Consider the following 20,353-nt stretch of genomic DNA (forward strand, 5'->3'; position numbering starts at 1 on the left):
AAAATTGTTAACATTAATTTAAAATCTTAAATTAACCCATTGGTTAATTTAAGATTTTTTATCTTTGAAAAACGCTATAGCTAAAGCAAAACCAGCTATAATTTAAATGAGTCTTTTTAGAAAAATATTTGGTTCTAAATCTGATACATCAGAAGAAGAATTACAATCGGACAAACGTGGCAAATACATGCCAGAAATTAAACTACCAATAGATGAAAAGTTTACAATAAACTTTAAATCTAATGGTGGCAAGTTCTTGTATTGTGAAAATTTAAATGAAATTTTTGACTGTATGCAGCAAATTATTATTGAAAATAATTGGCAAGAAGCTAAAGTATTTATACTAGACACAAATTTACAAGACAAATTTTCTAATGTTAATTTAAATGTTTCCAAAAAAATCCCTGAAACAGAATACATGCTTACTACCTGCGAAAATCTTATTGCTGATGACGGGTCTTTACTTATTTCTTCTAACCAAATAGCAGAAAAAAAATTAAACGAATTACCAGATAACTTTGTGGTATTCGCTACTACTAGTCAAATTGTAGAAAACATTGGAGAAGGTTTAAAAGGGATAAAAAAGAAAAACAAACAAAAAATACCTACAAACATCACGACCATTAAACACTTTAAATCTAGTGATGAAAAAGACTTCTTAACCTATGGAAGTAGTTCAAAAAACTTATATTTGCTGCTTTTAGAAGATCTTTAAGATGAAACCTTTAAAAAATGTATGTACTAAAAACAATACATCTGTTCTTTAAAAAAACCCAAAACCAATAGATGAAAGATATTGCTATTCGCGCATTTTCAGGATTAATTTATGTATTACTACTTGTTTTTTCGTTGTATAACAAACATGCATTAATTATTCTATTTTTTATTTTTGGTCTTATTTGTTTAGCAGAGTTTAAAAAACTAATCCAATTAAAAAGCCCTATATCTTATATTCTTTTTACTATTCTTTATTTCATTTTTGGTTATTGGCAGTTAGTAATGAATTCTTCTATAGGTTTAGACGAAGCCACACAAATACTACAAGTAATCACCATTTTTGTTCTTTTATTTTTAATTAAAGATTTGTTTTCTGAAAAAACAATTCCCCTTTTTAGTTCTAAAAGATTTATTCTTACTACTTTTTATATTTCAAGCGCATTTGTATTTTTAATCCTTATTGCAAATTATTATTCAGAGTACAATCCGAATATTTTACTAGGTTGTTTTATCTTAGTTTGGGTTAATGACACCTTTGCTTACTTGGTTGGATCTCGCTTCGGAAAGCAAAAACTTTTTCCAAGCATTTCACCAAAAAAGACTGTAGAAGGTTTTCTTGGTGGTCTATTATTTGCTTGTATAGCTAGTTATTTTATAGCCGAATACACCAACACATTACGATTTACATATTGGTTAGTAATAGGCATTATAGTTAGTGTATTTGGTACTTTAGGAGATTTAATAGAATCTAAATTTAAACGCCAAGCCAATGTAAAAGATAGTGGCGTTATTATGCCTGGACATGGAGGATTGCTAGACAGGTTTGATAGTATTATATTTGCAGCTCCATTTATTTATTTATTTTTAAGAATTTCACATTATGTTTCATAAAGAAGGCTATAAAATTATAGCAATTACATTTATTATAGTTGTAGGCTGTTATTTACTTATTGATAATTTTGTTGCCTTAAATTGGCTTCAAATATTATTATTTACTGTCGTTGGTGTATTTCTAATTTTAATTCTTCAGTTTTTTAGAAATCCAAAACGAAATACGGTAAACAATAACAATCACGTACTTTCTCCTGTAGACGGAAAAGTAGTTGTTATTGAAGAAGTTTTTGAAAAAGAATACTTTAAAGAAAAGAGATTACAAGTAAGTGTTTTTATGTCGCCTTTAAATGTACATGTAACACGTTACCCAATAAACGGAAAAGTCTTATTTAGCAAATACCATCCAGGAAAATACTTAGTTGCTTGGCACCCAAAAGCTAGCGAAGAAAACGAACGTACTACTGTAGTAGTAGAAAACGATACTTACGGTAAAGTACTATACAGGCAGATTGCAGGTGCTCTAGCTAAACGTATTGTTAACTATGCTAAAGAAGGAGATACTGCAACGCAAGGTAGCGATTCTGGTTTTATTAAATTTGGTTCGAGAGTAGATTTATATTTACCTTTAGATACCAAGATTAATGTTTCGATTAACCAAAAAGTACGTGGTGGCGAAAGTATTATAGCAGAAAAATAATGACTTCTGAAGAATTAGATATAGCATTTAAAGATGCAGTTGCAAGAATAAATATGCATGAAGGTCCATTTCCTGCAGATTTCTTGTTACGTTTATATGCTTATTATAAAAAGGCTACAAACGACTATAGTAGACCTAGTAGTAAGAAAGAAATTATAAACGCATTTAAAACGAATGCTTTATTTCAAATTCAAAGTATTACAGAAGATCAAGCAAAACAAACCTACATTGATTTAGTAAATAATTACTTTTTATATAGAAAATGATACCCTTTAACTTCTTGTTAGAAATACTTGCTTTAGTTGGTATTATATTTATAATAACAGGAGTTTTCATGCAAATATTTCCACCAAAGAAAATAAATAGCCTGTATGGTTACCGAACGAATCGTTCGATGCAAAATCAGAAAAAATGGGATTTCGCACAAAAATACGCTGCTAGATTATTAACTATAATTGGTCTTGTACTTCTAATAATTTCTCTTATAAATAGTTTCTTTTCTATTCGTTATGGAGCTTCAGAAAAAATAATCAATGTTATTTTAATTATTGGTTCTGTTATATTCCTACTTATAAAAACAGAAAAAAGACTTAAAAACATATAATTTTTAAGCCTTTTTTTATGTAGATTATTTCCACTAAATCAAAAATGGAAAACCATTATTCTTTAAGCACAAACTCTAAAGGAATTCCTGTAGCACCATTAGGGAAACTAGTTCCTAAAAGAGCAGAAATTGTAGGAGCAATATCTGTAATTACCGTCTTTTGATAAGTACTTCCTTTTGTTATTCCTTTACCATAGAATAAAAGTGGCACATGTGTATCGTAATTTAAACCAGAACCGTGAGTAGAACCTGTTTTGCTATAAGATATAACCGCAGGATCTAAAACTGCTAAAATATCTCCAGAACGTTTTTGGTTAAATCCATTTTGTAATAGTTCTTCAATTCCGCTAGTAAAATCTGTAGTTTGCATAGTAGTCGCAGAATATACTTTATCTATATTTTTATATGTGATAAGCTCATTTACTATTGCTTCTTGCACATCTTCTAAATTTAAGCCCAATAAAGCGATACGCTCTCTATTTAAAAATATTTGATTATTACTTCCGTTTTCTAATAAATCACTAGCTCCAAATCTTTTAGATATAAAGCTACTTAACTTGCTTTTAAAATCTTTAGAATCAAAATAACCAGAAGGTATGTTTACACTTTGCAAATACGACGGTACATCTACTGCACCATGATCTGATGTTAGAAATAAAGTATATTCGCCTTTTCCAACTTTAGCATCTAGAGCATTAATAATACGCTCGATATCTTTATCTAATCGTAAGTATGTATCTTGTATTTCTTTAGAGTTCACTCCAAAATTATGTCCAACATAATCTGTACTAGAAAAACTCACTGCCAAAACATCTGTAATATTATCTTGTCCTAAATGCTCTCCATCTATTGCAGCTATAGCAAAATCGGCAGTTAAAGCATTTCCATAAGCAGTAGCCTTTAAAATATCAAATCCGTTATTTTCTTTACTTAATGCTTTTAAGTCATAAGGAAATGTTGCAGTTTCTTTACCCTTAAAACCTCCTTCAAAAGTATTTAAATCTGTGCCACTTTCAGTATATGTATTAATATCATGTAATGTACTCCATGGTTTTAAGTAAGATGCTGCAGCATCTGAAGCATTGAAATCAATAACCCAATTCGGCAAATCATTTCTATAATATGTACTTGTAATCCAGTTACCTTCCTCTTTTCCATGAAACCAATATGCTGCATTTGCTGTATGGCCTGCAGGTAAAATTGCGCCTCTATCTTTTACAGAAACACCTATCGTTTTTCCACGCATTTGCGTAAACAATCTATTTTCATCTGCAAAGGTTGTTGTTTTCATTCTACGTGGTGACATTTGACCAGATGTTGCCGTTGTACCAACAGAGTTCTCTGTATCATCTCCTGCACAATAGACCGATTTTTTAATCTCTTTATCATACCAATTATTAGCAATAATACCGTGGTTTTTTGGAGTTGTTCCAGTATATATAGAAGTATGTCCTGGACCTGTATATGTTGGTATATAATTGTAATGATTATTTTTACAATTAAATCCATCGTTCATTAATTTTTTAAAGCCACCTTCTCCAAACTTTTTATAAAAACGGGTTAAATAATCGTATCGCATTTGATCGACAACAATACCAACAACTAATTTTGGTCTTGCGTTTAACTCTATTTTAGCTTCTAGATTAGTTTGTGTAGTGTAGTTCGTTTGCGCTTTACATCCAAAAAATAAAGAGAAAGCAAAAATGTATAATAAAGGTTTCATAATAGTATGATTAAATTTATTTTTTCAAAAATACAGATTTATAGCTTTTAAATTTTCCTTTTTCAATTAATTTATCGTTAAATACGTCTTAGTTTTATACTTTAGCATTAACAAATTTGTTTATGACATACCTTCATAATATAGGAGCTTACTTTATAATGATTAAAGACATGTTTCGCAAACCTACAAAATGGTCTGTAATGAAAACATTAATCTTTAAAGATATTGATGACCTCATCATGGGCTCCCTAGGTATTGTTGCCTTTATTTCCTTTTTTGTTGGTGGTGTAGTTACTATACAAACGGCATTAAATATTGACAACCCTTTAATACCAAAATATTTGGTTGGTTTTGCCACCAGACAATCTATTATATTAGAGTTTGCTCCTACTTTTATTTCAATTATCATGGCTGGAAAGGTAGGGTCATTTATCACATCAAGCATAGGTACTATGCGGGTTACCGAGCAAATCGATGCTTTAGAAGTTATGGGGATAAACGCAATTAACTATTTAGTTTTCCCTAAATTTATAGCACTTATGCTCTACCCTTTTGTAATATCTATTGCCATGTTTTTAGGTATTGTTGGTGGAATGGCTGCATGTTTTTTTGGAGGTTATAGTTCTATAGATGATTATATTATTGGTATTCAAACCGATTTTATTCCATTTCATATAGCATATGCGTTCATTAAAACTTTTGCATTTGCATTCTTACTAGCAACCATACCTTCTTTTCATGGATTTTTCATGAAAGGTGGAGCATTAGAAGTTGGTAAAGCAAGTACTACATCTTTTGTTTGGACAAGTGTGGTAATCATTCTTTTAAATTATATATTAACTCAAATGTTGCTAAGCTAATGATAGAGGTAAAAAATATACATAAGTCTTTTGGCGACGCTCATATTTTAAAAGGAATTAGCACTACTTTTGAAAATGGAAAAACCAGTTTAGTTATTGGTCAAAGTGGTTCTGGTAAAACCGTTTTTTTAAAATGTTTATTAGGGCTTTTTGAAAAAGATGAAGGAACTATAACCTATGATGGTAATATATACTCCGAATTAACTAGTGATCAAAAACGAAATTTACGGAGTGAAATGGGTATGGTATTTCAAGGCTCTGCTTTATTTGATTCTATGACTATTGCTGAAAATGTCATGTTTCCTTTACGTATGTTTACCAAACAAAGTAAAAGCGAGATGCAGGATCGTGTAGATTTTGTTTTAAAACGTGTTAATCTTCCAGATGCACATAACAAAATGCCTAGTGAAGCTTCTGGTGGTATGCAAAAACGTGTTGCTATTGCAAGAGCGATAGTAAATAAACCAAAATATTTATTTTGCGATGAACCAAATTCTGGATTAGATCCTAAAACAGCAATTGTAATCGATAATTTAATTCAAGAAATTACAGACGAATATAATATAACAACCATTATTAATACACACGACATGAATTCTGTAATGGAAATTGGAGAAAAAATTGTGTTTTTAAAAGATGGCTTAAAAGCTTGGGAAGGCTCTAAAGAAAACATTTTTATTACAGATAATAAAGTTGTAACAGACTTTGTTTACTCTTCTGAACTGTTTAAAAAAGTACGCAAAATGTACTTGAAAGAGCATCAGTAAACAACTTTAACAAAAGCGCATGCTCCATATAGGAGCATACATTATTGCCTTGTTATTGTACAACTAGCGTATCCAGTTTCAACTTTAATTTCAACCAGCTTTCTAATTTCTTTTTGTCTTTTACTCTACGTTCTGGAGTAGTAAGTGAATCGTTCCATTTTACTGTAAAAACAGCAACCGTATCTAGCTTCGAAAAGTTAGAATGTATCACATTTGCATAGGAGAATTGCTCTACATTTTCATAATTAATTTTCACTTCAAGGCTTAATTCTTCAAAAGGAATGAAGTCTTTTTCAAACTTAGAAAGCCTTCTCACTTTGTCTTCTAAATAGGCGATTTTTTGTTGTTGCGACATCAAATCTAGAGAATCACGTGTTCGCAATTCTTCCATATATTCCAGATTATTTACAATTCTATTCTTGACTTGATTCACCTGTAATTTGGCTTCTTTTAATGCAGTATAATTATTAAAACGCTGTTGCAAAACGGCAACGGTCGCTTCTGGAATTTCATCTGCACCAAAAGTAGTTAATTCTATGGTAGATATATCGGTAGGATTATAAACAATAGCAGCATTCTTTTTTATATAACTTGCATTAGGTAATGCTTCTAATTCATGAGAAATAAATCGTTTTGCATCGTTGTTAAAATTACTTTCACGTAATACATTTAAGAAAGTAAGTACAGCTGGAATCATGACTAAAATAGCAACAAAAGACGCTAGTCTTGAAATACGTTTACGTTTTGCCGAATTAGCATATTTAAGCATAGGAAAACGAAGTACTTTAAGCACTAAAAATGTTGCTAGAGCAATAAAAATAGTATTTATAATAAACAAATACATTGCTCCTGATGCAAACTTTAAACCTACCGAAAGATCATCATTTAAAGCATAAGCTAATCCATAACCAACCGTACATAATGGTGGCATTAATGCTGTAGCAATTGCTACTCCAAAAATTACCGAAGCAATAGTACCTCTTTTTGTTCGTGCAATAATTAATGCTAAACCACCAAAAAATGCAATCAAAACATCGCGAATATCAGGCTTTGTTCTGGCTAATAATTCGGAGGATTGTTCTTGTAAAGGAAAAAATTTAAAGAATAAAAAAGCGGTAAGTACACTTAGCAAAATCATGACACCAAAATTGATTAACGATTTTTTTAAGGTATCAATATCATTAATAGCCACCGAAAGTCCAATTCCAAGAATTGGTCCCATTAATGGCGAAATTAACATGGCTCCAATTACAACCGCTGTAGAATTTGCATTTAAACCTACAGATGCTACAAAAATAGAGCAAATTAAAATCCATGCAGTTGCACCTTTAAAAGGAATATCTCCTTTTATAGCCTCTATAGTTGCGTCTCTATCGGTATCTTCTCTAAAATCTAAGAGTTCGCTAAAAAAATGTTTTATACTTTGCAATAATCCTTTTGCTCCCTCTTGTACTGCTTTTTTAGATTGCTTTACAGCTTCATCTTTAGCAGTATTTTCTTCCTCAGAAAAATTAAATTTATTTTCTTCACTCATAGTTAATCATGCATAATCCTTAGATCTTGTTAAAATAACAAAAAATCATTTTATTCATATTGTTCGCCAAAAGTATTTTTTACATTTTGAAGTACTTTTTTAATATCCTGCTCTTTTGCCTTTGGAAAGATAAGTAATACTTCGTCTTTATCTACAATAATATAATCTTCTAATCCATCAACTACTACTACTTTACCTTTTTTGGAACGTATCATATTACCCGAAGCATCATGGGTTAATGTTTTAGCATTAACAACAGCATTATTGTTTTGATCCTTATCTAATTTATCATATAAACTCCCCCAGGTTCCAAGATCATTCCAATCGAATTCTGCAGGTAATACATATACATTTTTAGATTTTTCCATGATGGCATAATCTACAGATATGTTTTCGGCCTTTGGATAATTTTCTAAAATAAAATCATCTTCAAATTCTGTATTATAAACAGCAGTTCCTTGCGAAAATAAAGCAAATAATTCTGGTTGATTATTTTTAAAAGCTTGTACGACACTTTTTACACTCCACATAAAAATCCCTGCATTCCATAAAAAATTCCCTTGTGCGATAAACTCTTTCGCTGTTTCGTAATTTGGCTTTTCTCGAAACTGGTTTACATTTTTTATTGCTGTACTAGTTTTTTTATCAAATTCAATATAACCAAAACCAGTATTAGGAAATGTTGGTTTAATCCCAAGTGTCATTAGGGCATCGTTGTCTGCACAAAAATTAAAAGCTTGTTGCACATTTTGTGTAAATGTATTTTCGTCTTCTATCCAATGATCACTTGGTGCAACTATCATAACTGCATCTTCATTTTCTTTCTGAATTTTTAAGGATGCATATAAAATACAGGGAGCTGTATTTCGCATAGCAGGTTCTAATACTACTTGACGTTTGGTTACTTGAGGCAATTGTTCGAAAACCAAATCGTTATATTTTTCATTTGTTAGAATGAATATATTTTCTTGCGGAATTATTTTTGCTAAACGATTAAATGTTTTTTGAATAAGCGTTTCTCCTGTTCCCAACATATCGTGAAACTGCTTTGGAAACTCTTTTGTACTTATTGGCCAAAACCTTGATCCTACTCCTCCAGCCATTAATATGGCATAATTATTTTTGTTCATTTTACTCATTTAATATTTCTACTTCTGCATTGGGATTGAAAAGATACATTTTTCCTGTAGTAACTTCTATACACTCAATACGTTTAACTCGTTTTTGTCCTTTAACAAATACTCTACCATTGTAAAGTTTAAAAGATTTACCCAAAGGTACTTGAAAAACATAGTCTTTATTATTTGGTTCGTCGAACTGCTTTAAAGCTAAGGCCAATTGCGTGTCTGTGTCGCTAGAAGCTTTTGGGTTTTTAAAATGTTTTGCCAATAATGGTAATAATTGCATAGGAAATACATCTGGATTTAAAACAGGAAGCATTAAATGCTGAAATGTTTCTTTCCATTCTTTACCATGCGGTTTTATAAGGTTTCCATATTTTTGAAAGGCTTCTAAGTGTGCAATTTCATGAATTAACGTTATTAAAAACCGATATTTATTAAGATTCGCATTTATGGATATTTGGTGTTTATTATTTGGAAGTTTTCTATAATCTCCATGTCTCGTTTTTCGCTCCTTTTTAACTTTCACCACCAAATTATCATGGTTTAATAAGTTTAAAACATGAGGAACAGCTTGCTCTGGAATATAGTTATTTAGCGTATTTTGCATGATGGCTAAAATAGTTTATCTATTGGACTTAGTAAAAGAAAACTGCAAACTTCGTTTCACTTTACCGATAATACATGCGCATGGAATTCTTTTAGACTTTGTGGTAATGAATAATATTTTAAATATAACCTCTTAGCTAAGAGAACTCTAGTTATATTGCATAAAATAAAGCCTAATTATGAAATTAAACTTATTGTCTTGTGATGCTATAAGGCCAGATAAAAGAGCAATAGCCAAATGTATAACTGAGATTTCATTAAATATTGGCGAATCTTTAGCTAACGAACTAACAAGTATCTTATTAGAAGGAGATGCAGTAGATATTGAAGTTACAGATAAAAATTCTGGTTCTGCTTTACGAGCACTACGAAAATTGAGTATAGACTACGAAATTATAGAATAAACAAAATGCCTTCTACCTCCTTCTATGGTTCCTTAAAAATCAAGGTGTAGAATTGGAAACCTGTAACATTTTACCATTAAACAATTTATTACCAGTTAGTGCAAAATCATGAATATATGTTGCCATTTGCTTTGCAGTTGTAGGTGCATCGTAATCAGGAAAGGCTTCTTTTAACATTTCGGTTTGTACTGCTCCTAAAGCTAACACATTAAATTGTGGTCCGGTTTCTTTATGTTCTTCTGCTAATAATTCGGTTAAAGTAATTACTGCTCCTTTACTAGAACTATAGGCTGCTAGTCCAGGAAATTTTACGCTGCCTTGCACACCACCCATAGAACTAATAGTGACAACATGACTATCTTTTTTCATAAACGGTAATGTAATTCTAGACATTTCTGCTACACCAAAGACATTGGTTTTATAAACATATTCAAAATCTTCCATGGTCGTTTCGGCAAAAGGTTTATTTAATAAGGTGCCTGCATTATTAATTAAAATGTCTACTTGTTTCCATTCGGTTTTAATGAAAGTTTCCACTTTCTTATAGTCTTCTGCTTTACATAAATCGAAAGCCATTGAGTTTATATTATCAAAATGTAGATTATTAATTGGTTGCGCATTTCTAGATAATGCTAATACATTATGTCCTTGATTTGCAAAAAGGTGAACCAGTTCGAAACCTATCCCTCTGCTTGTTCCTGTAATTATTATATTTTTACTCATCTTTTAGTATAACTTCTTTAGTTGGTGCATTCATCATTCCTTCAAAAGCTGGAATCATTTTATTAATAAAACTAGTCATATGCTCGTAATCCATTTTATCTGCTTCATCATCGACGTGGTGGTAATATTCAAAATTTGTAAAATCGAATGTTGAAATTGCATGTGCAGGAATATTAAATTCACTAAAAAATGGAAAATTATCGGATCTCATGAATAAATTAAACTCTTTTGCTTTAGGAAAAAAACCAACTACTTCCTCTCCTGCATATCTATTTAAGGTTTCTGCAAAATTAGATCTTTCAAAACCACTCATGTATGCCATGGATTGATCTGCGGCTCTTGGTACACCAATCATTTCAAAATTAATCATTGTATAGGCATTTAATCCCTCTTTTTTTAGTCTTTTCGCTAAGTGAGTTGATCCTTTTAAACCTAATTCTTCTGCAGCATAAAGCGTCACAAGAATACTTCGCTTATTGGTTTTTGTTTTTGCAAAATAAGCTGCAAGTTCCATGGCAGCGATTGTTCCTGAAGCATCATCGTTAGCTCCATTAGCAATAGAATCACCGTTCACTTCTTTTGCGAAACCTATATGATCATAATGACCACCTAAAAGGATAAATTCGCTTTTTAATTTTGGGTCATTTCCTTCTACAACACCAACGATATTAAATCCTTTAATGATATTAGGATCTGTTGATTTATCAGAACTACTTTTAGATTCTATCTCAAAATTATCTCGATAGGTCTCAAAATAAGGTGTAATGTTATTCTTTTTTAAGAAATCTTCAATATACACAGCAGCTTTTTCTATACCAATACTACCTGTTGCTCTACCTTCTAGTGCATCTGAAGCCAGATACTCCATACTTTCTTGAATCGACTTTACAGAAGGCCCTGTGCTTTTGTTTGTAGTAACACAGCTTAAAACCGAAACCAAAATTAATAATGCTAATATTTTTTTCATGAGATTGTTTTAGAGTTTAAAGATAAAAAAACCTAACTCAAATAATTGAATTAGGCTTTTGTTTTATTGCAACTCCTCGACTGCGCTCGGAATGCCTTTATTTTAAATACAAATAATGTATTATACTAGCATAGTAACAGGGTTTTCAATATACCCTTTTAAGGTTTGTAAAAACTGTGCTCCTGTTGCTCCATCCACTGTTCTGTGATCACAAGCAAGTGTTAGTTTCATCGTGTTACCCACAACAATTTTTCCTTCTTTTACTACTGGCTTTTCAACAATATTACCAACAGAAAGTATTGCCGAGTTTGGCTGATTAATAATAGATGTAAAACTTTCTATACCAAACATTCCAAGATTTGAAATAGTAAAAGTACTTCCTTCCATTTCATCTAATGCAAGCTTTTTATTTCTTGCTTTCCCTGCATAATCTCTTACAGCAGCTCCTATTTGAGTTAAACTTTGCTCGTTAGCAAATTTTACTACAGGAACTAATAAACCATCTGGTACAGCTACTGCAACACCAACATGCACATGGTTATTTAATTGCATTCTGTCATCAAACCATTGCGAATTTACTTGAGGATGTACTTTTAATGCTAAAGCACATGCTTTAACAATCATATCGTTATAAGATATTTTTGTATCTGGAATAGAGTTATATTGTTTTCTAAATGCGATAGCATTCTCCATATCAAACTCCACATTTAAATAATAATGTGGTGCTGTAAATTTAGATTTTGCTAGGTTTTTAGCAATCGCTTTACGCATGTTAGAATTTGGTACCTCATCAAAATCTTCTTGTCCTGTTGGTACAAATTTACCAACGGATGTACCGGATGCAGATGGAGTAAAGTTTTCTATATCTCTTTTTATAATTCTGCCATTTTCACCAGAACCTGCTACCTGAGTTAAATTAACTCCTTTTTCTTCTGCCATTTTTTTAGCTAATGGAGAAGCTAATACTCTATCCCCCGAAGTTGTATTTGTATTAGATGGTTTAACTGCCGGTTTAGATACTGCTTTTTTAGGTGCTTCAGATTTAGTTTCTGTTGCTTTTGGTGCTTCTTCTTTTTTAGCAGCAGGAGCATCTCCTTCTACTTTAAAGTTTTTAGCTACTGCGGAAACATCTGTTCCTTTTGGGCCAATGATTGCCAAAAGAGAATCAACTTTAGCAGAATCTCCTTCGTTTAGACCTATGTATAATAAAGTTCCAGATTGAAAAGACTCAAACTCCATCGTTGCTTTGTCTGTTTCAATTTCTGCAAGTATGTCTCCTTCTTCTACTTCTTCTCCTACTTTTTTAAGCCATGTTGCAACCGTACCTTCTTCCATGGTATCGCTTAATCTTGGCATAGTAACCACAATTACTCCTTCAGGTAATTCTTGTTGTTTTTCTGAAGTAGTTGCTGTTTCGCTAGAAGTAGTTGCTTCTTCTTTTTCTTCTGTTTTTGGAGCTTCTTCATTTGCACCTGAAAGTAATGCAGAAATATCTTCTCCTTCTTCTCCTATAATTGCTAAAAGTTCATCTACTTTAGTAGTCTCTCCTTCTTGCACACCAATGTGTAATAAAACACCTTCATGAAAAGATTCGAACTCCATCGTTGCTTTGTCGGTTTCAATTTCTGCAAGAATATCTCCTTCTTCAATTGTATCACCTACTTTTTTAAGCCACGCTGCAACAGTACCTTCTTCCATCGTGTCACTCAATCGAGGCATATTTATTATTTCTGCCATAGCTTATAATTTATGTTGTAAAAATGGATAATCTTCTTGTTCGTAAACGACATCGTACATTACGTTTTTATCTGGATAAGGAGACTCGTCTGCAAATTTTTCACATTCGAGAACTTGAGCCTTTACTCTCTTGTCGATAACTTTAATATCGTCTTCTGAAGCATATTTTTTATCTAAAATCACCTCTTTTACTTGTGTAATAGGGTCAATTTTCTTGTATTCTTCTACTTCGTCTTTTGTTCTGTAATGTTGTGCATCACTCATAGAGTGTCCTCTATAACGATATGTTTTTAATTCTAAAAATGTTGGACCATCACCACGACGAGCACGTTCTAGAGCTTCATCAAAAGCTTCGGCAACTTTTATTGGGTTCATTCCATCTACAGGACCACAAGGCATTTCGTAACCTAAACCTAGTTTCCATACATCGGTATGATTTGCAGTACGTTCTACAGAAGTTCCCATTGCGTAACCGTTGTTTTCGCAAACAAAAACTACTGGTAATTTCCAAAGCATTGCCATGTTAAAAGTTTCATGTAAAGAACCTTGTCTAGCTGCACCATCACCAAAACAGCAAATAGTTACTGCTCCTGTATTGTGATATTTATCTCCAAATGCCATTCCTGCACCTAAAGGAATTTGCCCACCAACAATACCATGACCACCATAAAATCCTTTTTCTTTTGAAAAAATGTGCATAGAACCACCAAGACCTTGTGAAGTTCCTGTTGCTTTACCAAATAATTCTGCCATTACGCGTTTAGGATCTACTCCCATTCCTATTGGTTGTACATGATTTCTATATGCAGTAATCATTTTATCTTTAGAAAGATCCATTGCATGTAAAGCTCCTGCTAATACTGCTTCTTGACCATTATAAAGATGAAGAAAACCTCTTACTTTTTGTTGGATATATACTGCTGCTAGTTTATCTTCAAACTTTCGCCAGAATAACATATCTTCATACCATTTAAGGTATACTTCTTTAGTGATTTTTTGCATTGGTAGTGCTATTAATTATAAAATTTCATTTATTAACACCAATATTACATTGGTATTCACTTTATTTTGTTGTTGCTTAATTTTAAAAAATAATAATTTTCAAAAAAAGTTCCACTAACAAAAGTAACACTTTAGTTAGGAATAAAAAAGGCAGAAAATTGTAAAATTTTCCGAAATCGATTTCGATTCGTCTATAGAACGGACTTATCGAATACCAAAGGCAGTAAATTAGCTAGAGACTTAGATTTTACTACTTTTCCTGTTTCTCCCATAAAATATAATTCGATGTCTTCGTCTTGTTTTATTTCATATTCTGCAATTGCTTGTCTGCAAGCTCCACAAGGGGGAATTGGTGCAATGGTTTGATGCAAGGTAGAACCAGCCACAATAGCCATGGTTTTCATTTTTACATTTGGGTATTTTGCTCCTGCGTAATAAATGGCAGTACGTTCGGCACATAAACCGGAAGGATAAGACGCATTTTCTTGATTACTTCCTGTTACTACTTGTCCATTTTCTAGAGCTATAGCTGCTCCAACAAGGAATTTAGAATAAGGAGCATATGCTTTTTCTCTAGCTTCCATTGCTTGCTCCATAAGCGCAGCTATATTTTTTGGCAATTCATTAAAATCGTTATAAACAGTTAGTGTGGATTCTATTTTTATTTCTTTCATCTATTCGTTTTTATTGCCTTTATTAGCAAGATACAACATGCAAAACTACCTATTCTCGGTCTTGATTATAAATTCGTATTGTATGTTTCATAATTTAAAGATAAGAAAGTATTTTAGACAAAAAAACTATTGCTTTTGGCAATAGTTTTTATTGTTTATTACAGTTTACAATTAATATTCTGTATATGAATCTGCTCCTAGATTAAATGCAAGAGAGAAACGTAATGTATTTTCTAGTGGGCTTTGTACTTTAGAAGCGGAGAATAAATAGGATAAATCTACGGTTACTGCACTAAATTTAAATCCAGCTCCTAATGCAAAAAACTTTCTAGCTCCTTTATCTTCTGCCTCGTTAAAATATCCTGCTCTAAATGCAAATGAATTTTGATAAGAATATTCTGCACCTATAGCATAGGTAAACTCTTGTATTTCTTCACTAAATCCTCCTGGTGCATCTCCAAAAGATTGAAACATACCATTTACGAAACTTACATCGTTGTCTTTACCTTCCATAATAACATAATCATCTACAACAGCACCTAAAGGACCGTCTATATCCTCATCATATTCACCGTTTCCATCCACATCAGTATATTCGTACTCTACACCTGTTTTTGGAGGCGTTGGCACTAATAATTTAGTAACCTCTCCTGTTAAAGACACTTTATTATAATCGTCTAGAATAAAATCGAAACCACCACCTAAACGTAAGGTTGTTGGTTGAAAGTTTTCTACGCCACCTTCGGAGTATTTAAATTTTGGTCCAATATTTTGAATCGCAAAACCTAAACGAGTTCTACCATTAAAACTATTATATGCCTCTTCTTCACTTTGGTAATATCCAGAAATATCTACACCAAAGGTATTTGCTGCTGTAGCATCTTCATCAATACCATTTAATTTTAAATCGGAACGTAAATAGCGCATAGCTACAGACATAGCAAATTGTTCGCTTAATTTTAACGCATAGGCTGCATCTATAGTAAACTCATTTGGTCTTTGCACTAAAGCTTCAGAAAATTCATCTTGTACAAATTCGATATCTCCTAAAGAGAAATATTTTAAACTTGCAGAAAACGCACTTCTATCACTTAATCTATTGTAATAGGTTAAGTTTCCTAAAAAAATATCTTTTACTAGTTTGCTTAAGTATGGCGTATAACTAACGGCTACACCTTGCTTATCTGTGGAAAATGCATATTTGGATGGATTCCATTGTTGTGAAAACGCATCTACAGAAGTTGCAACCCCCATATCCCCCATTGCTGCTCCTCTTGCATCTGGTGCTATAAGTAAAAATGGAACCCCTGTTGTAATTACTCTGGAATCATTAGGGTCTGCTATTACAGTAGTTTGTGCATTTATTTTAGCTATTAATAATAAGCAAGCTATAGTTAAAATTGACTTCTTCATTTAGTTTATTTTATTTAACAAATATAAATTAATATTATAGTATTACAAGTTTCTCTATTTTTTCTACCTTTTTATTGAGGGTATTAGAGCGAACGGTTAGTTTATATACATAGACCCCTTTTCCTATTTTATCTCCAAAATCGTCACGACCATCCCAAACAATATCTCTAGATAATGCAGACGCTCCTTTACCACAACATTCGGAGGTATTGGTTTGTCCTATTAAGGTTCTTACCAACTTTCCAGAAACGGTAAATATTTGTACTGAAACGTCTAAAGGTTCTGAACTATTGTGGTTAAACCAAAATTCGGTATAATTCACAAAAGGGTTTGGATAATTTAATACGTTATTGATAACTAATTTTTCGTCTTCGTCATAGACTACAAATTGAATTTCTTGTGTAGAAGAATTGTTGTATACATCCCAAGCTTTAAGTGATAAAGTGTGTAAACCTGGTTCTAAATCTCTAAAGGGATAATTGACTATTCCTTTCGTATAATCATCAACTTCTGTTTGGTAATAATCGTTTAAAACATAAGCGTTAGTTTCGTCTCCATCGATAATTGCAACAATATCATGACCGATTCCGCTGGCGGTATTAATTCCGTTTTCATCTTCTAACTTCACTAATAAGGACGGAGATTCATTGGTTATACCACCAGACACAAAACTTTCGTCATTCATATATAGCGTTACTAATGGACCAACATTATCTTCTGGTGCATCGGCATTTATTCCTCCTATTTTAATAGTTTCTATACTAGCTCCTGTTTGGTCTTGTAGAAAAGGTATTTCAGATTTTGCATAAAAACTTGCTTTTCCAAAACCTACAGGAATACCAATATCTCTTGGTACTACAAACTCGAATTCGAATTGGCCATCCGTTATGGAAGCTTGTCCACGAAAGATTATTTCGCCTAGTGTTTTATAATCTAAGTATATAAATTGCCCGCCATCTCTAGTAAAATCGTTAGCAAGAGTGGTTCTATCAATTTCTTTATCATAAATAGTTGTAGAGAGTACGCCGTTATAATTTGTTAGCACATTACCAGTTACATCGGTTACTTCTCCAGATAATTTTACACGACTTAAAGCTTCTAAGGTATCGGTTTCGTCTTCAATTGGCACATCATTAATTTTAGTAAGTCTAATATTAGGTTTTGCAAAAGTTAATTTCATTGCTGGATCACCAATAAAAAAGACAAGTCTTCTTTGTGATATATTAGAAATTGAAGGATCATTTTTTGTCAACCTTAATGCTTCTGCCATAGAAGGATATTCATGATCTTCGTAATCGTCTGAATCATTATAAGAAAACATATACTCTCCTAAAACTTCATTAAAAGTTATTCCTACACTAACAAAAATCTTTCTTGTTGTAGTGATTAATCCAACAGAACCTCCAGTAGTATTCCAAAAAGTAAGCTCTCCTGCAGTCGTTCGTAAAGGATTATCGAATCTTGTGTACTCACAAGTTACTGTAACAAAACAATTTAATCTACAAACATTATTTAATTCTTGTGTGTCTACTTTTTCGAAAATATGTTCGTGTGCTAATCCATCTTCACCACCATGACCAAAGTAAGTAACTACTAGCGCTCCGTTTTCAATAGCATTAGCAAGTGCGTCATTTACTTTAGGATAACGATCTCCACCTGCAGATGCTTCTTGCAAATACGAGTCACTATGAATTTTTATAGGATTTAAAAATGGTTTACTTTCTACAATAGTGTTTGCTAACTCGTCTGTTGTTTCTTGCAGAACTCTTTCCCAAGCTTCATCAACATCATCGGAAACGACAATAAAATTATTACGCCAACTACCGTAACTTGCTTCATTATGATAGGAAATCATTTTATCTACAATCTCTTTTGCTTGTTGTGTGGAGTTTACTAGAATTCTACCAATGGCTATATCCAGTTTTTCGGAAGCTGCCATAGAACCTTCGTTATCATCCATCATTCCATAAAAATCATCAGAAACAAAAGAGTTTGTTAAGTTAAAACTTTCTAATGCGTGCCACGAAGGAACCACATTTGTATTATTAGTTACTCTGTCTTTATAATCAAAAGATCCATCTCCAAATAGACAGAGGTATTTTATTTTATTTTCAGGAGTACTTGCATTATCATAGATATATTTAACAAAGTTTCTAATAGCACCTATATCCTGACTCCCCGAACTAAACTCTTGGTATATTCTTTCTAGCGTTTCCACTTTTACATTTAAACCATATTGCTGTCTGTTAATTTCGGCAAGCCTTTCTGCTTGAGATTTAAGGTAATCTGGTGTTACAATTAAATAATCTACATCTTGAAAATTTCCTTGACTATTTAAAAAGATAGTTCCTTTTAAATCTTGATTGGCAACACTCGAATTAGAATCTCTTTTAGGCTCATAATAATCGGAATCTGTAATTATCGTATATTCTTTAAAGCTCCCCATATTAGATGTGAAACTCAGTGTCGCGCTTGCATCTGTATTAACTGCAGTTGTAATGTTGTACAAATCTGTAATATCCCAAATCTCGGAAACATTGGTTGCATTCGTTAATGTATATCTAGCAATACCTGGATCTCTAATAACTTGATTATTTTTAAAGACAAATTGGTTTCCAGAGAAGTTTAAAGCTCTAGTTGCTTCGATAGAGATATAATCTAAATATGCATTTGAACTTGGGTTTCCGGCATTATCATGTGTAAGATTTATAGATACTTCTGAAGAATTAATATTTACATTTCCACTAAAAAAGGATTCTACAGCTAAATTAGGATCTGCAACAGCAGATATGTTTAATGTAGTAATTTCTGTACCACCAAGATTTATCTGCATGGTTGAAGCGGTATCTGAATCTGACGCGACATACACTTTAAGTGTAGCTGGTTCGCTAGAAACTATATCTGGAAAACTAAAATCGAATGTTTTACTATTTTCAATATCGAAACGATCTCCAAACCATCTTCGACCTACACTAACTAAATTATAAGTATCTACTTCATGAAACTGGTAATCTTGAAATTGATTAATTTCTAAATCTACAGTTCCACTTGGTTGTATAAAAGGTTGTACTCTTTTTCCTTGACCAGGACTTATATTAATGTAGTAATATGTTTTATCAGCATATAAATTAATATTTGTTTTACTTTCTGCATTATAACCTCTTGGCCCTCTGGCGTAAAACACAATATAATCTTCGTTATTAAACTCTCCATCATTTTCACCTACAACTCGAATTGCATTTTCTGTGAGGTCAAAAGGGTATTCTATTGCGTTAGAATATGGTATCATTTCTCCTCCATTACCAAATAATTTAATGTTTCTAGGGTCTACATTGTTCGTATTAACACCTAAACTATTTAAGAAATTTTTTGAAATTTTAAAGACACCTGTAGTATCTACATAAAATCGATACCATTCGCCAGAACTTAAAACAGAATTTGTAATCTCAGTTCTTGAAGTATTAGAAAACCTAGAACCATTAGTACTATTATAATTTACAGTAAAGGACGTTATTTTTTTATAGGTACCATTTTCTTTAATAATTGGAGAAACAGTTAAATAAGCATTACGCTTATCTCTAGCTATAGAATTATTCAAACTAAATTTTATTCTATTTGGTATCGTTTTAAGATCGACTCCTTTTAATTCGTTTAAAGAAATACTAGCGTAAGCTACTTGAGATAAAGATACGGAAGACTCATTAATTAAGTTAGAAATTTTCCATTGCGCAACAAATTGCATACCATTGTCTAAACTATAATTAAAATGCTCTTTATTAAAGGAAGGCACTTCTATAGAAAATTCTCCATTGGATATCGTTTGATAATCTTGCCAAGTAATTTGAAAGGTTTGCTGCTGTGCAAACACCACAAATGGCAATATAAGCGTAAGTAAAAGTAAATTCTTTTTCATTGCATAAATAACGTGAATAATTGTATGTTATTATTAAAAAACAAACAATTTTAA

At 31.9% G+C, this 20,353-nt stretch carries 19 protein-coding genes; 8 read left to right on the forward strand and 11 right to left on the reverse strand.

Annotated features, from left to right (window positions below):
• Positions 1–106 precede the first annotated feature (106 nt).
• The 5 genes from ACVC3Y_RS03290 to ACVC3Y_RS03310 all read left to right on the forward strand — a co-directional run bounded on the left by ACVC3Y_RS03290 (position 107) and on the right by ACVC3Y_RS03310 (position 2,852).
• Entirely contained in the window at positions 107–715 is a 609-nt protein-coding gene (locus ACVC3Y_RS03290; protein WP_303426082.1) for an LUD domain-containing protein, read from the forward strand.
• A 71-nt stretch (positions 716–786) separates the two neighbouring features.
• Positions 787–1,608 (forward strand): phosphatidate cytidylyltransferase, encoded by an 822-nt coding sequence (locus tag ACVC3Y_RS03295; protein WP_452226096.1) that lies wholly within the window; start codon positions 787–789, stop codon positions 1,606–1,608.
• The gene (locus ACVC3Y_RS03300; RefSeq protein WP_303426084.1) at positions 1,598–2,248 is read left to right on the forward strand and encodes a phosphatidylserine decarboxylase family protein; all 651 of its coding nucleotides are present in this window, start codon (positions 1,598–1,600) and stop codon (positions 2,246–2,248) included. The genes ACVC3Y_RS03295 and ACVC3Y_RS03300 overlap by 11 nt, the downstream gene beginning before the upstream one ends.
• Entirely contained in the window at positions 2,248–2,514 is a 267-nt protein-coding gene (locus tag ACVC3Y_RS03305) for an acyl-CoA-binding protein (protein WP_303426085.1), read from the forward strand. The genes ACVC3Y_RS03300 and ACVC3Y_RS03305 overlap by 1 nt, the downstream gene beginning before the upstream one ends.
• Positions 2,511–2,852 (forward strand): SdpI family protein, encoded by a 342-nt coding sequence (locus ACVC3Y_RS03310; protein ID WP_452226097.1) that lies wholly within the window; start codon positions 2,511–2,513, stop codon positions 2,850–2,852. Before ACVC3Y_RS03305 ends, ACVC3Y_RS03310 begins: the two co-directional genes overlap by 4 nt.
• 55 nt (positions 2,853–2,907) lie before the next feature.
• On the opposite strand, the gene pafA is transcribed toward ACVC3Y_RS03310, so the two are convergent.
• Positions 2,908–4,575: an alkaline phosphatase PafA gene (gene pafA, locus ACVC3Y_RS03315; RefSeq protein ID WP_452226098.1), complete on the reverse strand. Its 1,668-nt coding sequence runs from the start codon at positions 4,573–4,575 to the stop codon at positions 2,908–2,910.
• Positions 4,576–4,697: 122 nt separating this feature from the next.
• Between pafA and ACVC3Y_RS03320 the strand changes: the two genes are divergently transcribed.
• Both ACVC3Y_RS03320 and ACVC3Y_RS03325 read left to right on the forward strand, forming a co-directional pair.
• The gene (locus ACVC3Y_RS03320; RefSeq protein WP_303426090.1) at positions 4,698–5,435 is read left to right on the forward strand and encodes an MlaE family ABC transporter permease; all 738 of its coding nucleotides are present in this window, start codon (positions 4,698–4,700) and stop codon (positions 5,433–5,435) included.
• Complete coding sequence (locus ACVC3Y_RS03325) at positions 5,435–6,202, forward strand: ABC transporter ATP-binding protein (protein ID WP_303426091.1); 768 nt, start codon at positions 5,435–5,437, stop codon at positions 6,200–6,202. Before ACVC3Y_RS03320 ends, ACVC3Y_RS03325 begins: the two co-directional genes overlap by 1 nt.
• 52 nt (positions 6,203–6,254) lie before the next feature.
• On the opposite strand, the gene ACVC3Y_RS03330 is transcribed toward ACVC3Y_RS03325, so the two are convergent.
• From ACVC3Y_RS03330 to ACVC3Y_RS03340, 3 genes are read right to left on the reverse strand one after another with little or no spacing between them, the layout of a single operon-like run.
• Positions 6,255–7,736, reverse strand: a complete 1,482-nt coding sequence (locus ACVC3Y_RS03330) for a DUF389 domain-containing protein (protein WP_452226099.1) — start codon at positions 7,734–7,736, stop codon at positions 6,255–6,257.
• Positions 7,737–7,786: 50 nt separating this feature from the next.
• Positions 7,787–8,866, reverse strand: a complete 1,080-nt coding sequence (locus tag ACVC3Y_RS03335) for a mannose-1-phosphate guanylyltransferase (RefSeq protein ID WP_303426095.1) — start codon at positions 8,864–8,866, stop codon at positions 7,787–7,789.
• Position 8,867: 1 nt separating this feature from the next.
• A complete protein-coding gene (locus tag ACVC3Y_RS03340; protein WP_452226100.1) occupies positions 8,868–9,467 on the reverse strand; it encodes a SprT-like domain-containing protein in 600 nt (199 codons plus the stop codon).
• 178 nt (positions 9,468–9,645) lie between these two features.
• Here ACVC3Y_RS03340 and ACVC3Y_RS03345 point away from each other — a divergent pair, with 178 nt between their 5' ends.
• Positions 9,646–9,870, forward strand: a complete 225-nt coding sequence (locus tag ACVC3Y_RS03345; RefSeq protein WP_303426098.1) for a hypothetical protein — start codon at positions 9,646–9,648, stop codon at positions 9,868–9,870.
• A gap of 39 nt (positions 9,871–9,909) precedes the next feature.
• Here the strand turns inward: ACVC3Y_RS03345 and ACVC3Y_RS03350 are convergent, their stop codons facing one another.
• The 7 genes from ACVC3Y_RS03350 to porU all read right to left on the reverse strand — a co-directional run bounded on the left by ACVC3Y_RS03350 (position 9,910) and on the right by porU (position 20,299).
• On the reverse strand, positions 9,910–10,593 hold the full coding sequence (locus tag ACVC3Y_RS03350) for an SDR family NAD(P)-dependent oxidoreductase (RefSeq protein WP_452226101.1): 684 nt from the start codon (positions 10,591–10,593) through the stop codon (positions 9,910–9,912).
• A complete protein-coding gene (locus ACVC3Y_RS03355) occupies positions 10,586–11,560 on the reverse strand; it encodes a M28 family metallopeptidase (RefSeq protein WP_452226102.1) in 975 nt (324 codons plus the stop codon). The genes ACVC3Y_RS03350 and ACVC3Y_RS03355 overlap by 8 nt, the downstream gene beginning before the upstream one ends.
• Positions 11,561–11,680: 120 nt before the next feature.
• Positions 11,681–13,297, reverse strand: a complete 1,617-nt coding sequence (locus tag ACVC3Y_RS03360; protein ID WP_452226103.1) for a pyruvate dehydrogenase complex dihydrolipoamide acetyltransferase — start codon at positions 13,295–13,297, stop codon at positions 11,681–11,683.
• 3 nt (positions 13,298–13,300) lie between these two features.
• The gene (gene pdhA, locus ACVC3Y_RS03365) at positions 13,301–14,299 is read right to left on the reverse strand and encodes a pyruvate dehydrogenase (acetyl-transferring) E1 component subunit alpha (protein WP_452226104.1); all 999 of its coding nucleotides are present in this window, start codon (positions 14,297–14,299) and stop codon (positions 13,301–13,303) included.
• A gap of 191 nt (positions 14,300–14,490) precedes the next feature.
• The gene (cdd, locus tag ACVC3Y_RS03370; RefSeq protein WP_303426108.1) at positions 14,491–14,973 is read right to left on the reverse strand and encodes a cytidine deaminase; all 483 of its coding nucleotides are present in this window, start codon (positions 14,971–14,973) and stop codon (positions 14,491–14,493) included.
• A 171-nt stretch (positions 14,974–15,144) separates the two neighbouring features.
• Positions 15,145–16,386: a type IX secretion system outer membrane channel protein PorV gene (porV, locus tag ACVC3Y_RS03375; protein ID WP_452226105.1), complete on the reverse strand. Its 1,242-nt coding sequence runs from the start codon at positions 16,384–16,386 to the stop codon at positions 15,145–15,147.
• A 34-nt stretch (positions 16,387–16,420) separates the two neighbouring features.
• On the reverse strand, positions 16,421–20,299 hold the full coding sequence (porU, locus tag ACVC3Y_RS03380; RefSeq protein WP_452226106.1) for a type IX secretion system sortase PorU: 3,879 nt from the start codon (positions 20,297–20,299) through the stop codon (positions 16,421–16,423).
• Positions 20,300–20,353: the final 54 nt, after the last annotated feature.

The organism is Lacinutrix cladophorae (genome assembly GCF_053604645.1).

What these genes read in the sequence shown, in the direction of transcription:
- ACVC3Y_RS03290 (WP_303426082.1), top strand. Translation starts at nt 107, where the DNA reads ATGAGTCTTTTTAGAAAAATATTTGGTTCTAAATCTGATACATCAGAA.
- ACVC3Y_RS03295 (WP_452226096.1), top strand. Translation starts at nt 787, where the DNA reads ATGAAAGATATTGCTATTCGCGCATTTTCAGGATTAATTTATGTATTA.
- ACVC3Y_RS03300 (WP_303426084.1), top strand. Translation starts at nt 1,598, where the DNA reads ATGTTTCATAAAGAAGGCTATAAAATTATAGCAATTACATTTATTATA.
- ACVC3Y_RS03305 (WP_303426085.1), top strand. Translation starts at nt 2,248, where the DNA reads ATGACTTCTGAAGAATTAGATATAGCATTTAAAGATGCAGTTGCAAGA.
- ACVC3Y_RS03310 (WP_452226097.1), top strand. Translation starts at nt 2,511, where the DNA reads ATGATACCCTTTAACTTCTTGTTAGAAATACTTGCTTTAGTTGGTATT.
- pafA (WP_452226098.1), bottom strand. Translation starts at nt 4,575, where the DNA reads ATGAAACCTTTATTATACATTTTTGCTTTCTCTTTATTTTTTGGATGT.
- ACVC3Y_RS03320 (WP_303426090.1), top strand. Translation starts at nt 4,698, where the DNA reads ATGACATACCTTCATAATATAGGAGCTTACTTTATAATGATTAAAGAC.
- ACVC3Y_RS03325 (WP_303426091.1), top strand. Translation starts at nt 5,435, where the DNA reads ATGATAGAGGTAAAAAATATACATAAGTCTTTTGGCGACGCTCATATT.
- ACVC3Y_RS03330 (WP_452226099.1), bottom strand. Translation starts at nt 7,736, where the DNA reads ATGAGTGAAGAAAATAAATTTAATTTTTCTGAGGAAGAAAATACTGCT.
- ACVC3Y_RS03335 (WP_303426095.1), bottom strand. Translation starts at nt 8,866, where the DNA reads ATGAACAAAAATAATTATGCCATATTAATGGCTGGAGGAGTAGGATCA.
- ACVC3Y_RS03340 (WP_452226100.1), bottom strand. Translation starts at nt 9,467, where the DNA reads ATGCAAAATACGCTAAATAACTATATTCCAGAGCAAGCTGTTCCTCAT.
- ACVC3Y_RS03345 (WP_303426098.1), top strand. Translation starts at nt 9,646, where the DNA reads ATGAAATTAAACTTATTGTCTTGTGATGCTATAAGGCCAGATAAAAGA.
- ACVC3Y_RS03350 (WP_452226101.1), bottom strand. Translation starts at nt 10,593, where the DNA reads ATGAGTAAAAATATAATAATTACAGGAACAAGCAGAGGGATAGGTTTC.
- ACVC3Y_RS03355 (WP_452226102.1), bottom strand. Translation starts at nt 11,560, where the DNA reads ATGAAAAAAATATTAGCATTATTAATTTTGGTTTCGGTTTTAAGCTGT.
- ACVC3Y_RS03360 (WP_452226103.1), bottom strand. Translation starts at nt 13,297, where the DNA reads ATGGCAGAAATAATAAATATGCCTCGATTGAGTGACACGATGGAAGAA.
- pdhA (WP_452226104.1), bottom strand. Translation starts at nt 14,299, where the DNA reads ATGCAAAAAATCACTAAAGAAGTATACCTTAAATGGTATGAAGATATG.
- cdd (WP_303426108.1), bottom strand. Translation starts at nt 14,973, where the DNA reads ATGAAAGAAATAAAAATAGAATCCACACTAACTGTTTATAACGATTTT.
- porV (WP_452226105.1), bottom strand. Translation starts at nt 16,386, where the DNA reads ATGAAGAAGTCAATTTTAACTATAGCTTGCTTATTATTAATAGCTAAA.
- porU (WP_452226106.1), bottom strand. Translation starts at nt 20,299, where the DNA reads ATGAAAAAGAATTTACTTTTACTTACGCTTATATTGCCATTTGTGGTG.